Here is a 14165-nt window from a genome sequence, read left to right as displayed (position 1 = left end):
ATTGCATTGCAGTGTGTCTAAATCAAGTTTGGAAGCCGGACACTCGTTATCCAAAGATCTCACTTCGCATGTGCATAGCAGGCGAGATGTCTAGTCTGAGTTATTGCAGTTAAGTGGGGCGGCGTTTGATGGCAGTCAGCAAAAACGATGGGACAGCGCGTGGAAAAACCACAGCCCTTTGGCGGATTGGCGGGGCTAGGCAGATCGCCATACAGGACGATGCGCTTACGTTGTCGTTGAGCGATGGGATCAGGCAGAGGAATGGCTGAAATCAGTGCTTCAGTGTAGGGATGCGCTGGTTTATCGAACACTTCTGATGTTTTGCCCGTCTCAACGATACGTCCCAGATACATGACAGCTACTCGATCTGCAAAATGCCGTACCACCGAAAGATCATGGCTGATGAACAGATAGGAAAGGCCAAACTGGTTCTGAAGGTCAAGGAGCAGATTGAGAATCTGCGAACGGATGGAGACATCGAGCGCCGAAACTGGCTCATCCAAAATCATCAGCTTGGGATTAAGTGCAAGCGCTCGGGCAATCACGATGCGCTGTCTTTGCCCGCCGGAAAAGGCACCGGGCATGCGCTGCGCATGTTCGGGGTGAAGCCCAACCAGTTTAAGCAATTCTGCGACACGGGCGCGACGTTCTGCGGATGTGCCGATCTTATGGATCGCAAGTGGTTCGGCAATACTTTCACCAATTGTAAGCTTGGGATTAAGCGCAGACGCCGGATCTTGAAACACGATCTGAATATCCCGCGAAAGCGCGCGTATGGTTTCTGACATGCCGTGCGCTACTGGCTTTCCGTCAAAACTGATTTCGCCAGACGTTGCTTTCGTCATGCCTAAGATTGCAGTGCCCAGAGTGGATTTTCCGCAGCCGGATTCACCAACCAGTGCAACGCTTTCGCCTCTTGCAATATGGAGGCTAACCCCATCAACGGCTTTGACGTAATTAATGGCCCGCCCCAGCAAGCCACCGCGAATGGCATAATGGACTTTGAGATTTTCGACTGAAAGTAGCATGTCGCTCATAGCAACGCTCCCACATGTTGTGAACGCCAGCAAGCAGCAGCGCCAACGTCAATGCGTGGCGACAATTGCGGTATCTGCGCACTGCAATGATCTTCAGCAATTGGGCAACGTGGTGCGAAGCGGCATCCATCGGGCCATGAACCTATGTCGGGGACAATGCCTTCAATTGTCGGTAGATGGGTTTTAGGCGCACCCTCCATCCGCGGAATGGTTGAGAGCAGAAGTTTCGTATAGGGATGCTCCTGCCGAGAAAAAATCGCTTCAACGGGAGCCTGTTCGATCACGCGCCCTGCATACATCACTGCTACGCGGTCAGCCATATCGGCTACCACGCCCATGTCATGGGTAATTAGAAGAATGGCAGTTCCAGTCTCGTCGCGTAGATTCTTCATCAGGTCAAGTATCTGCGCTTGAATGGTCACATCCAAAGCAGTTGTCGGCTCGTCTGCTATCAGCAGTTTAGGTCGACAAATCAGTGCCATAGCAATCATTGCGCGCTGGCACATGCCGCCGGATAGCTCAAAAGGATATTGCCCGGCCCTAATTTCCGGCTCTGGAATACCAACTTTTTCAAGCATGGCGATAGCGGCATGGCGGGCTGCTTTACCGCTCAAATTGCGATGCACGATAAGGCTTTCCTCAATCTGCTTGCCGATTTTCATCAGTGGATTGAGTGAAGCAACTGGCTCCTGAAATATCATAGCCAAATCATTGCCGCGTAGGCTACGCCGTTTCCTTTCGGGGATATTCAGCAGATCTTTTACGCCAAAGCGAATGCTGCCTGAAGCTACCTTTGCGACCTTGGGAAGTAGCCCCATAACTGAAAATGCGGTCAATGATTTTCCGCAACCGGATTCGCCCACAACAGAGAGAATTTCTCCTTCATTGACATGAAAGCTGACACCATCCACCACGGGTTGACCGGCAATCTGGATGACAAGCCCATCGACTGTAAGCACATGTTTGCTCATGCTTCCTCCGTGCTTACTGCTGCCCACGGATGGTAGGGATGCGCCATGCCGATATTGTGGCCATCTTCACGCATCACAACTGAAGGGATCGAGAAGTTCACCGGATAAAGCGTGTCTCCAATAATCTCGACTGGAAATTCTTCGCTTAGTCGGGCCGCAACGTTGGGCTGTGCGCGTTCGCTCACGCGCAGCTTAACCCCGCTGGCATCAATGCGCGGTGCATGAAACGCCACCTCCGGCGACATGCCGAAAATATCGATATAAGATAATATCTGGGCCACTGCTGGCATTATCTGGCGACCGCCCGCAGCGCCAAGCGCTATATGCGGTGAGCCATCTTTGCAGGTAATGATCGGACACATATTGGCGAGTGGCTTAACGCCTGCCGCAATAGAATTTGGCTGACCGGGTCGCGGGTCAAACCACATCATTCCGTTGTTCATGAGCAGATCAAGTGAGGGCAAAACCACCTTGGAACCAAAGCGTGACAACAGAGTGTTGGTGAGTGACACCATCGTTCCATCACGATCAACAACGCTGATATGGGTCGTGCAACTCTCGCCGCTGCTACCATGGCCGAGTGTTCTCAATCGTTCTTCAGAGGCGCGCCGGATTGCGCGCGCAAAGGCGAGCGCTGTTTTACCAGAAAGTGCATTTTCGCTCGGTAGCGTGCGGCTCAATTCTTCAAGAACGTGTTTGAGCGTTGGCCCACCGGAAAGCCCGGGCATGGCATGTATTGACGAGCCGTGATAATCGATGGTCAGCGGCTTTTTCCACTGCGGCTCAAACTGAATGAGATCATTTTTGTCGATGCGGCAACCGCCATCACGCAAATCTTTGACCAGCTTTTCAGCAATCTCACCTTCATAAAAATCTCGCGCACCTGCGTTAGCCAGCCGTTCCAGCATGGCGGCTTTTTTGGGCATAGGAATGCTGTGCGGTGAATCCGTTTCAGGAACACGCGGCGCACGCCCATGATCGAGAAAGAGAGCACTTGAGGGAGGAAAGCGGTTCAAACCTTCGCTATCAATAGCCAGACAAAGCGTGGTGAACCAGTCAATTTGTAAACCGCGCTGCGCATGCTGAATAGCGGGTTGCAGCGCATCAGCAAAGCTGATCGAGCCGAAGCGTTCCAATGCGGATGCAAGGCCCGCTATCGCACCCGGTACACAGATGGAGCTATAACCGATGAGGTTTCGGTCCTCGACGACTTTAGGCCAGTTGAACCAGTCACCATCGCTACCCGGTGCAAGCCGATAGTCATCTGGATCGATATTGCGTGGCGACACGACGTTGAAATCAAGCGCATCTATAGTGCCTTTTTTTCCATCAGCGTGGAGCAAAAAACCGCCTCCGCCCACGCCCGATAGCCACGGCTCGACGACGCTTAAGACCAATGCAGTTGTTACGGCAGCGTCCATAGCGTTGCCACCGCGACGCAAAGCAGCCGCACCTGCATCCGCTGCGAGCCAATTCTGGCAGGCAACCATGCCGCCTTCACTTACGCTCTGCTTTTTTTGGATTGCCCAGCTCTCAGCCATTCGCCTGTCCAAATCTACGGTTTCCAATGGCAGCGGGGATATTTGCATCGACAGCAAAACGTCCGAGATTGGCGGATGCCTTATGGTAGACTGCGATTTCGGCCGCTGTGGCTACCCATGCATCGCTTTGACTGGTTATGTTGTCTAGGAGCTCTTCAAGAAGTGCGATGCGTTGCGCACGGCCTGAAATCCAGTCATGGACTGTGAGGGTAAACAGTCCGCCAAAGCGGTGAAGGGTGCGCCATTCGCAGATCCAGTCCTGCAAGATGGGCTGTCCAGACTGAAACGGCCACTTGTCGCGCCCTCCACCCTCAAACTTGAAGAAAATGGCATCGTCGGTTGCCCATTGCACTGGAATTTCTGTAATGCCGTCGATCTCATAGGGATGATCAAAACCGGAAAGAGACGAGTCATAGGCCAGACCCACACGCCTAATTTCGCGAAGCATGTGCGGCGTGATTTCCCATGCAGGAGAACGAAAGCCCACTGGCTTTTTGCCTGTCTGTTTAACGAACAATTCAATGCTTGCTTCAAGTGCTCCGGTAAACTCGGCGTCTGACACATCGGCGACGATCTCGTGGAAATATCCATGAAGGCCAACTTCGTGTCCCGCTTCAATCAATGTCGGCAGGATTTCGGGGTTTGTTTCAGCGGTCAGTCCGGGCACATAGAAACTGGCTTTAACGTTGTATCGCGCAAAAAGGTCGATGAGTCGATAAAGCCCGGTACGGGGACCGAACTTGCGGATTTCCAGCGTTGCCAGACGATCAGGCACCACGTCGCGATGTGTCCACATGAACGGAACATGCGCATCCACATCGACAGACAACAGCGTCGCGGACTGCTTTCCGGAAGGCCACTGATAGTTCGGCCATGGCGATTTGACATCGAGCCTTTCGGTCATAGCGCTTTCTTTTTCTGCTGGAATACCGCCGAGGAACCTATCGAATTGCCGCCATCGACCGTCAGTGTCGCGCCCGTCACATAAGAGGACGCCGAAGAACTCACATAGAGCACGGCTGATGCGACATCGGGGGCTGAAGAGGCGCGCCCAAGCGGGATTGATGCGGTTACGGTGTTGACGTGTTCATCGGATAACGGGCTGACATCGCTTCCAGTTGCAAAGCCGGGTTCGACAGCATTAACCCGAATGCCATATTCGGCAAGTTCAAGTGCAAAGCCTTTAGTCAGGCGATCAAGCGCCGTTTTGGAGGTGCAATATGGAACGACGGTGGTGCGCATTTTGCGCGCAGCACCCGACGATATATTGACGATAGAACCGGCTGTTTTGTTGTCCACCATCTGTTTTGCAAAAAGCTGTGAGAGCAGGAATGGAGCGCGCAAATTGACGCCCATGATGCGGTCCCAATCGGCAAGCGAAATATCGAGCAGAAAGTCTGACGGATAAATACCAGCATTGTTGATGAGAATGTCTGGTGCGCCCCAGCGTTCCCCGACAGCCTTAGCAAAGCTCACAATTGAGTCTGCGTCGGTGAGGTTGGAAACAATACCAAAATGGCCTTCGCCGGGCAGTTCAGCAATCCGTACATCAATCTTGGCCCGATCCTGATCGGTCAAGCAGAGGACTGCGCCTTCCTTTGCAAAGGCACTGGCAATCCAGCTGCCAATGATGCCACCCGCACCGGTTACGATGACTTTTTTGCCTTTGAATTCATTTTCGAAATTCACGGATAAACTCCTATCTGCCGCGCGGGTCGAGCCAGTCGCGGATATGATCGCCGATAAGATTGATGGAAAGAACGAGCAGGAACAAAGTGAGGCCCGGAAATGTTGCGATCCACCAAGCGGAAGCGACGTAGTTGCGTCCGGTCGAGAGCATTGCGCCCCAACTTGCAGTTGGTGGTTGCACACCCAGCCCGAGGAACGATAAACCCGCCTCAAACAAGACCATCAACCCGAATTCGAGCGTTGCAACAACAATGAGCGCGCCCGCAATATTCGGAAGAATATGCCGCCATAATAAGCGCAGCCAGCCCGCACCCATGAAGCGAGACAGGCGCATATAGGGCATGTTTGCGACCGAAAGCGTTTGCCCATAGGCAACGCGTGCATAGCGTGGCCAACGCGTGAGGGCGAGTACGATCACCACATTGGCAAGGCTTGGCCCCAAAATGGCAACCGTAATGATTGCAAGCAAAATAGCCGGGACAGAAAGCACCATATCGACCAGTCGCATGATGATTGTTTCAGTCCAGCCGCGATAAAAAGCAGCCAGCATACCAAGAATGCTTCCCAGAATACCCGAAAGGACGACCGATGAAATCGCTACGAAAAGCGAAATACGAGCACCATAGATAAGCCTGCTTAATACATCGCGGCCAAGCTCGTCGGAGCCAAGGTAATAGACAACACCGCGGCTTTCAAAACCCGGTGGTTTAAGGCGAGCGAGCAAGTTTTGCTTGTTTGGATCGAAAGGAGCAAAAAAGGGCGCAAAGATGGCGATCAGCAGCAACAGGATCAATATTGCGAGAAAGGGCGAAACGGATAGTGGCAATCTCTTCGACCATTTGGCGAATGTGCTTTTTGATGACGTAAGAGATGTCATGCCTGCCCCCCCATTCGAATGCGAGGGTCGATAATGCTATAGAGAACATCGGCAATCAGATTGAGCACAATTGCAGTCACTGCACCCAACAGAACAACGCCCTGAACCAGCATGAAATCACGCGCAGCAATTGCCTGTACAGTCAATTGTCCAAGCCCCGGCCATGCGAAGACAGTTTCTACGATCACGGCTCCTGCCAGAAGATTGGCAATTTCGAGTGCAGCGACTGTGACAACCGGAATGGAGGCGTTACGCAGCAAATGACGCATGACGATGCGCGTTATCGGCACGCCCTTGGCATGGGCGGTACGCACATAATCCTTTTCCAACTCATCTAGAACGGCGGTCCGTGCAACGCGCGCAAATGTGGCCATGGACAAAAGCCCGAGTGCAATGGATGGCATGATAAGGCTTGGCCAGTCGCGCGCGCCGGATGGTGGCAACCATCCGAGCCAGACCGCAAACACCATGATCATCAGGATCGCGCTCCAGAAAGTCGGCATCGATTGCCCTGCCAGAACAATCCCCATGATTGCTTTTGATTCAGCGCGTCCGCGACGCACCGCCATGATGACACCCAACGGAATGCCAAGGCCGATCGCAACGACGAGCGCACCACCGGCCAGCAGCAACGTGTAGGGCAAACGGCTCGCAATCAGTGTCCAGACGGAGACGTTTTGCACATAGGAGCGACCAAGATCAAAGGTTAGTAGACCCCGCACATATTCGAGATATTGAACAGCAAGAGGCCGATCAAAGCCAAGTGCTGTCCGCATTGCGTCAATATCAGCCAGTGTCGCATTCTGCGGAACAAGCAGCAGAACGGGATCGCCAGCGAGGCGTTGCAGAAAGAAGATCAGTGTCATCACGCCAAGAATGGCGATCAGAGCCTGCACAATGCGGGTCAGGAAAAAAGCTGGCACTGCGGTTATCGTTCCCTTGTTATTTTATTGCAGGCTGGCGCATGTCTGCGCCAGTCTTTCATGTTTGGAGTGCATCTTTATCCGAAAACCGTTTCACACTTTTCGGGATGCGCTCTAGTCCTGCCAGCTCATGCGGTTCAGGAAGAGGCTTTCATTGGCAGTCGGCTTCCACTCAAGCTGCTTTGCTGCGCCATAAATGATCGCAGCCTGATAAAGCGGCACGAGCGGTACGTCTTCGGCAACGAAACTGCTGACCGTCTTATAGTTTTCGAGACGGATCTTTTCGTCCAGCGTGCCGCGTGCGGCTTCCAGCGCTTTGTTGATTTCAGGATTGTTTGTCGAAGACCAGGAGCTGGACGAGTGCAGAAGCGGGAAGAGCACGCCATCGGCATCCTGACAGGCACAAGACCAACGTCCAAACGCAATGGCTGGCTGGCTTGCAGGCTCGCTTTGAGCGCGCTTGAGATAGGTCGCCATATCAGTCGTTTCGATGTTGACGGTTAGTCCCGTCTCACCAATCATTTGAGCCACAGCCTGTACGATGCGCTGATCGAATGTGGGTGCCGTTGCGAAGTTCACAGCCTTACCAGTCGCACTGGCGTCCTCGATAAGCTGCTTGGCTTTTTCGAGGTCGTAAGCATATCCTTCAATGCCTTCGACATAGCCAAAATGCGATGGCGTCACCATTTGCGCGACAGGCTTATCAACACCGCCCAGAAGACCTTCGGTAATCGCTTGCTTATCGATTGCGCGCGCCACAGCTTCGCGGACGCGCTTATCATCAAAAGGCGGCAGGTTCGGGTTAAGTTTTACATAGCCAACACGCTCGGTCAGAACGGATAAAGGCTTGGCATTGGCCGAACCCTCAACCTGGGTTGCAAGGTCGGCATCAAGGCCAACAGCCAGATCGGTGGTGCCAGATTGCAGATTGGCGATGCGGGTCGCGGCATCAGGAACCGCGCGGAACTCGGCAGTTTTAAAAGCGCCTTTTTCGCCCCAGTAATCATCATTGCGTTCGAGCGCGACGGATACACCGCGCTGCCAGTTTACAAACTTATAAGGGCCAGAGCCAACAGGTGCTGCATTGAAGGCATCGTCGCCTTGCGCCTCAACGACCTTCTCAGGGACGATCGACAGTTTTACAAGCTGCGCAAGCAGTGCTGGATAAGCACCATCCGTTTTAACGATCACTTCATGATCACCAGAGGCTTGCGCCGAAACAATCTTATTGAATTGGCCGAGCTGCGGGCTGGCAAAGGCAGGATTGATGATGCGGTTGATGCTGAAGGCAACATCTTTAGCGGTCAGTGGCGAGCCGTCGTGAAATTTCACATCGTCGCGCAATTTAAAGACGATCTCATCGTCCGAATTATATTTCCATTCGTTCGCAATCTGCGGTGCAATCTCACCATCGTCTGTGCGGGTCACCAGATTGTCAAAAATATTGCGGTAAACGTAGTAGCTGTCCGGGTTCCACTGCTTGTGTGGATCAAGCGAGGATGGTTCGTTCACGAGATCAATGACCAGCTGATCCTTGGCGAAAGCTGTGGTCATGGTCAGCGGTGAACAGGCCAGAATGAGGCCTGTAATGGCGGAGCGGATCGAACGGCTCGCTACTTTCATATCTATAATGCCCCTGGTTTCTCTAAGGTTGGTTCTGAACGCGTTTGTTTTTCTGTTTTGCTTTTGCCCGTATTGCGGCGGATAGGTTTCGTGCCGACCATCGCTTCTGATTCAAGAAAGCGGTCGAGCAGATAGGTTTCGAGCGCCGTGTTTGCCGCACCAAACAATTCCAGAGCCTCGCTCTTGCGGCCCTCAATAATCGCGCTGATCAAAAGCGAACGGTTGGCAGGAACCAGTCTGACACGCCCCGTTTTCTCAAAGAAGTTAACCAGCCTTACGGCGCGATCCCAAAGGTCAATCAGCCAACCCGAAACAATCGGCATATTGAGACGCGTCGCGAGAAGCTCCAATATTTCGCGCTCATAGCGGCGGATCGTGGGAAGAATGTCGCCACCAAGTTCATTGCGCTGAGTGAGTGCGGAATGCATTTCTCCAAGCGCGATCAGTCGTTGGATCGATGCATCATCCAGTACGGCTGCGAAAAGCAACGGTTCCAAGTGCCGTCTTGCTGCGCTTAACTCGCGGATTTCTCCCGCAGAAATTGGCGTAACAACCCAACCGCTACGTGCCGACGATGACACGAGTCCACTTGCCTTAAGACGCGCGAGAGCGGCGCGGAGTGCACCGCGTCCGAGTGCAAATTCAGTAGAAAGTGCAGATTCCGACAGCCGCTCGCCCGGCGCCAGAATGCAGTTTACAATTGCACTTCGTAGCGCCTTTTCCGCCAGGTCTCCCTTACCTTCAAGTGAAATAGGGGATATATAGGCATCAATATCCAACATTTATAACTGACCTCTCAGTTTTGTATTTTGAAATCTCTTTCACACGAAGAAAAGAACATATTTTTCTTTCCTGATCGCCGAAGTGAAGAATTTATCTCCATATCGCGTTCAAGATGAAACAAGCGCATGTTGCCTTTACAATTCCTATAAATCAACTGTTTCTCTTTCGGACCTAAAAACGAAATCACTTTTTTCTTTTGCCTTTAGATTTAGAAAGCGTGCTGGTTGCGTCGATTTTTATATGATGACAGTATTCGATATTAATATTGCATATCTTAAAACTAAGATGTCAGTTTTACAGTTTGATTGGCAAAGTGTCGTATTCAGCCGCTAAATCGGGGAACTCACGGGAGATATATTGATGCGCTTTAAAAATGCCCTTGTCGCTGCAATGCTTGCAGCAACACCACTCATCGCTGTGCCTTATAATGCCAATGCCAAAGACGTGCTGGCGGTGGATTTCATTGCTGAGCCGAGCTCACTTGATCCGCATGTGCAGTGGAATACCGACAGCTTTAATGTCTATCGCAATATCTTCGATAATCTGCTGACGCGTGACGACAAGGGCGAGATCACGCCGCAGATTGCGACGGAGTGGAAATATCTTTCCGATGCAGAGATTGAGTTCAAAATCCGCGATGACGTGAAGTTTCACGATGGCAAGCCACTAACCGCTGAAGATGTAGCTTTCAGCATCAAGCGCATTATTGACCCGGCTTTTGCGAGCCCGCAAATTGGTCAGTTTAATCAGATCGCCGATGCCGTCGCTAAGGATGATACAACCGTTGTCGTGACGACAAAGGGGCCATATCCGGTATTACTTGCGCAGCTCACCAAGCTTTCCATCGTGCCAAAACATGTGGTTGATGCCGTCAGCAAGGATGAGTTCAATATCAAGCCAGTGGGGTCAGGCCCTTATAAGCTTGCAAGCTGGAACCGTGGCGTGGAAGTTCTGCTTGATCGCAATGATGATTATTGGGGCACGAAGGGCGAATTTCCGAAAGTCGCCTTCCGCGCAGTTCCGGATGGTTCAACCCGTATCGCCAATCTGCAGTCGGGAACAACAGACCTCGCCAGCAACCTTGACAATGATCTTGCAGCTCAGCTTGAAGCATCGGGGCAGGGCAAGGTTTTGCCAGTGCGCGGCGAGCGCATTGCGTTCTTCTCGCTCAACGTCAACAAAGCTCCGCTTGATGATCCGCGCATTCGTCTGGCAATTGCCCATGCTATAGACAAACAGGGTATCGTTGAAGGCATTCTCGGCGGTTACGATGCACCGATTGACGAGCTGACGTCCCCGGTTTCATTTGGCTTTGTCGAAGGCATTAAGGCACCGGAATACAATCCTGAGAAGGCTAAAGAGCTTGTTGCCGAGGTTGGTGATGCTGCAAAAACTGAAATCACTCTGCTCACCACACCAACCTACGATCAGCGCGTGGTTCAGGCAATCCAGCAGATGCTCAATGAAGTCGGCCTTAATGTGAAGATTTCAACGACTGATATGGGCAATTGGATGCAGCAAATGCAATCCGGCTCCGACACAATTCCTTCGGCAGCTTTTGGGCGCTGGAGCTGCGGCTGTCAGGATGCAGATGGGACGCTTTATCCGCTTCTGCACTCGTCAAGCAGCTGGTCAACGATCAAGGATGATCGTCTGGACAAGGCATTGGATGAAGCGCGAACCGTGATTGACCCGGAACGTCGTCTTGAACTTTATAAGTCGGTGCATGAGATCGTTGCTGCCGAAAACTATATCATCCCGCTCTATCAGGCTTCGGTACTTTATGGCGCCGCCAAGAACGTGGATTTCACGCCTTTACCCAACGAGAATATCTTTCTCAACCGGGTCGGCTGGTCAGAAAAATAAGCCGAACCACGCAACAAAAGCCGGGCTGATAACCAGTTCGGCTTTTGCCGCTTTCAATTTTTCTGACAGGAAAAACTACAGTGATTACAATTCTTGAGAATGCGAATGTCGTCGATGTTGAAAGCGGAGATATTCAAGCCGATCAAAACCTCATTCTGGAAAATGGCTTTATCCGTGAAATTGACACTGGCAAGCTTTCGCAGCTTGATGCGAACCGGATTGATCTCAAAGGCGCTTTTATTATTCCGGGGCTGATCGACGCTCATGTCCATGCCACTGCTTACACCGCCAATCTCAGTGAGCTTCCGCGCCAGTCTCCTATGTATGTTGCAACGCGTGCGGCGAAGGTGCTTGATGGAATGCTCTCGCGTGGTTTTACCACTGTGCGCGATGTTGGTGGTGCGGATTTTGGTCTTGCGCAGTCGGTCGAAGAAGGACTGATTTCAGGGCCACGGCTCCTTTATGGAGGCAAGGCGCTTTCGGCTAGCGGCGGTCATGGCGATCACCGTGCAATGGGTGTGGATCGGACGGATGAAACCTATACGCAGGTGAGCCTTGGCCGACGTTGTGACGGGGTCGACGAGGTTCGTCGTGCCGCGCGCGATGAGATCAGACGTGGCGCGCACCACATCAAGATTATGGCCAATGGCGGTATCTCGTCTCCAACCGACCGCATCACGTCGGATCAGTTTTCTGAAGATGAAATCGCAGCAATCGTAGACGAGGCCAATATGGCCGACCTCTATGTCGTTTCTCACACGTATACAGCGCGCTCAGTCGCGCGTGCAGTGCGCAATGGTGTCCGCTCTATTGAACATGGCAACCTGCTCGATGAAGAGACTGTCGCACTGATGAAGCAAGCTGGGAGTTTCCTCACGCCAACGCTTTCATGCTTCCGTGCGCTGGCGGAAGTGGGGGCCGAAAGCGGCTTTCCAAAAGATCGGATGGATAAGATCAAGCTGGTCCTCGACTCTGGTCTTTATGCTGTTGAACTTGCCTATCGTGCCGGTGTTCCCATGGTGTATGGCACCGATCTGATTGGGCCGATGCATTCTCGCCAATTGCATGAGTTCGCACTGCGAGCCGACGTTGTGCCGCCACTCGATCTGCTTCGTGCCGCAACAAGTACGGCGGCCGCACTCGTTCGGCTGGAAAATGAAATTGGGTTTGTTAAAGAAAGTTACCGCGCGGATCTCAATATTCTTTCAGCCAATCCGCTTGACAAAGGCACTTTGGAAAATTTTGCTGATCACCTGCGATTTGTCATCAAAGGTGGGGAGATCGCCAAAGACTACGCATCATAGCGTGCGACATGCAATCTCGCATTCTTCTGCGACCTGACGATCCCAATCGCTTTTGTCGAGTGGTGCTAGCGGAAGAATGCGGGTTGCGCGCTTGGTGAACGGAAACTTGGTAGCGTCCGTCGAAGCATAGCCACCACTATCAACGACAAAGACGCCTTGCTCTGCCAATGGCGTAAATGACGTGCGAAAGTGGTTGCTCGATTTAACGTGGATAATCGCCTTGCTTTCAAGATTGATACCAAGACTACGGAAGGCCTGCGTATCATATGCTTGAATGCGCTCAGTAACGAGCACGATATGGCCAGCATCACGAACACGAAGAACTGCACCCAAGCCCCCCTCTAATAATTCGCCATGTAAATTTGCACCCTCATTGCGATAACGAACATCAGTGACGCGCTCCACGAATGCATCAACGACGAATGGCTTACCATTTTGAAGGTGTCCCATAGCGATCGCGCCGCGATTGCCTTCGCCAATTGCCTGCGCGGCCAATACAGCTTCGCCATCGACCATAAAACCCGCTGCGAAGGGTAAATCCTGCGCCGAAAGACTTGCAAAAATATCAGCGACATTGGCAACGCCCCCGGAGCCGGGATTATCGCCAGCATCCCCAATCACAACACGCCCTCGCGCTGCACACGCATAGATTTCATTTGCCGCTTTTTCAAATGAAGACGCTGGCCGGGTGATCGCTTCTCGCTTTTGCCAGATCACTTCGGCCATGTCGCGATAGACTTGCTTCATGGCCTCGTCATCAGTTCCGGTTACGACTACCGAACTCCCGACCTCATCAGAGTCCACATAGGGAAAGCCGCCCATAACCACCACATCAGCAAGACCATCGCGACGCTCGATTTCATTAGACAGCGTAACTAGGCTTTTAAACGGTTCCGCATCGCTTGTTTGTGCGCTCATAGGTGCAGCGACGGGCAGTCGAAAACGCCGGGTCTTCCATTTCACAGGATCAAGTGCGAGCTGCATAAGCTTCTTGCCACGTGCATGCGTATCAGCATGCGGATATAATTTGCCACCAATGACTACATCGACGACATAAGGCAGCATCGGCTCAACATTGGCATGGAAATCGAGCGGAACTGCTATGCGAACATCTGATCCGACGATGGCGCGAACTTTAAGTGCAAGGTCGGTCTCGGGTGCAGCAACGCCGTCAACCACCAAAGCACCATGTAGCAAGAGCGCCACAACGTCTACCGGACCATCCGCAACAATATCTTTAAGTGATTCAATGATCTCTGAAACCAGCCGGTGATAGCTCTCAGTTTCAAGTGTGCCACCCGGCAGACATCCGGTGCAGACGCCATAGGCAATTTCATATCCGGCTTCATCCAGTGCTTCAGTCACGCCACCGAGCCAGTTACTGGTCGAGCCGAATTCGCGTCTTACATCTTCACCTTGAAAATACTGAGCGGAGAGAAATCCTTCATAGTTTGCTTTGACTGGCGTGAAAGCATTGGCCTCGTGAAAGAGTTGAATAACAGCAGCGCGAGGCATGTGCGTTCTTTCTTTGGTGGTTCAGATAGTTCGCAA

General features: G+C 52.3%; 12 protein-coding genes. 2 read left to right on the top strand and 10 right to left on the bottom strand.

What is annotated here, in order from left to right; genetic code table 11:
- Window positions 1–59 precede the first annotated feature (59 nt).
- From H5024_RS20240 to H5024_RS20200, 9 genes are all read right to left on the bottom strand, one after another.
- Window positions 60–1037, bottom strand: a complete 978-nt coding sequence (locus H5024_RS20240; RefSeq protein WP_187548990.1) for an oligopeptide/dipeptide ABC transporter ATP-binding protein — start codon at window positions 1035–1037, stop codon at window positions 60–62.
- Window positions 1034–2008 carry an ABC transporter ATP-binding protein gene (locus H5024_RS20235; RefSeq protein WP_187548989.1) on the bottom strand — a complete coding sequence of 325 codons (975 nt, stop codon included), beginning with the start codon at window positions 2006–2008 and terminating at the stop codon, window positions 1034–1036. Before H5024_RS20235 ends, H5024_RS20240 begins: the two co-directional genes overlap by 4 nt.
- Complete coding sequence (locus tag H5024_RS20230) at window positions 2005–3549, bottom strand: gamma-glutamyltransferase (RefSeq protein ID WP_187548988.1); 1545 nt, start codon at window positions 3547–3549, stop codon at window positions 2005–2007. Before H5024_RS20230 ends, H5024_RS20235 begins: the two co-directional genes overlap by 4 nt.
- On the bottom strand, window positions 3542–4453 hold the full coding sequence (locus H5024_RS20225; protein ID WP_187548987.1) for a polysaccharide deacetylase: 912 nt from the start codon (window positions 4451–4453) through the stop codon (window positions 3542–3544). Before H5024_RS20225 ends, H5024_RS20230 begins: the two co-directional genes overlap by 8 nt.
- Entirely contained in the window at window positions 4450–5238 is a 789-nt protein-coding gene (locus tag H5024_RS20220; protein WP_187548986.1) for an SDR family oxidoreductase, read from the bottom strand. The genes H5024_RS20225 and H5024_RS20220 overlap by 4 nt, the downstream gene beginning before the upstream one ends.
- Before the next feature lie 10 nt (window positions 5239–5248).
- Entirely contained in the window at window positions 5249–6115 is an 867-nt protein-coding gene (locus H5024_RS20215) for an ABC transporter permease (RefSeq protein ID WP_187548985.1), read from the bottom strand.
- Window positions 6112–7038 (bottom strand): ABC transporter permease, encoded by a 927-nt coding sequence (locus H5024_RS20210; protein ID WP_187548984.1) that lies wholly within the window; start codon window positions 7036–7038, stop codon window positions 6112–6114. Before H5024_RS20210 ends, H5024_RS20215 begins: the two co-directional genes overlap by 4 nt.
- Window positions 7039–7152: 114 nt before the next feature.
- Window positions 7153–8661 carry an ABC transporter substrate-binding protein gene (locus tag H5024_RS20205; protein WP_187548983.1) on the bottom strand — a complete coding sequence of 503 codons (1509 nt, stop codon included), beginning with the start codon at window positions 8659–8661 and terminating at the stop codon, window positions 7153–7155.
- A gap of 2 nt (window positions 8662–8663) precedes the next feature.
- Window positions 8664–9443: a GntR family transcriptional regulator gene (locus tag H5024_RS20200; protein ID WP_187548982.1), complete on the bottom strand. Its 780-nt coding sequence runs from the start codon at window positions 9441–9443 to the stop codon at window positions 8664–8666.
- Between the two features lie 361 nt (window positions 9444–9804).
- Between H5024_RS20200 and H5024_RS20195 the strand changes: the two genes are divergently transcribed.
- Both H5024_RS20195 and H5024_RS20190 read left to right on the top strand, forming a co-directional pair.
- Entirely contained in the window at window positions 9805–11310 is a 1506-nt protein-coding gene (locus H5024_RS20195) for an ABC transporter substrate-binding protein (protein WP_187548981.1), read from the top strand.
- A gap of 80 nt (window positions 11311–11390) precedes the next feature.
- Complete coding sequence (locus tag H5024_RS20190; RefSeq protein ID WP_187548980.1) at window positions 11391–12614, top strand: amidohydrolase family protein; 1224 nt, start codon at window positions 11391–11393, stop codon at window positions 12612–12614.
- Here the strand turns inward: H5024_RS20190 and H5024_RS20185 are convergent.
- Entirely contained in the window at window positions 12609–14129 is a 1521-nt protein-coding gene (locus tag H5024_RS20185) for a M81 family metallopeptidase (RefSeq protein ID WP_187548979.1), read from the bottom strand. The genes H5024_RS20190 and H5024_RS20185 overlap by 6 nt on opposite strands.
- Between the last annotated feature and the right edge of the window lie 36 nt (window positions 14130–14165).

The sequence above is a fragment of the Ochrobactrum sp. Marseille-Q0166 genome (genome assembly GCF_014397025.1).
In the GTDB taxonomy this organism is placed as follows: domain Bacteria; phylum Pseudomonadota; class Alphaproteobacteria; order Rhizobiales; family Rhizobiaceae; genus Brucella.
This window is presented reverse-complemented; position numbering and strand designations above follow the sequence as displayed.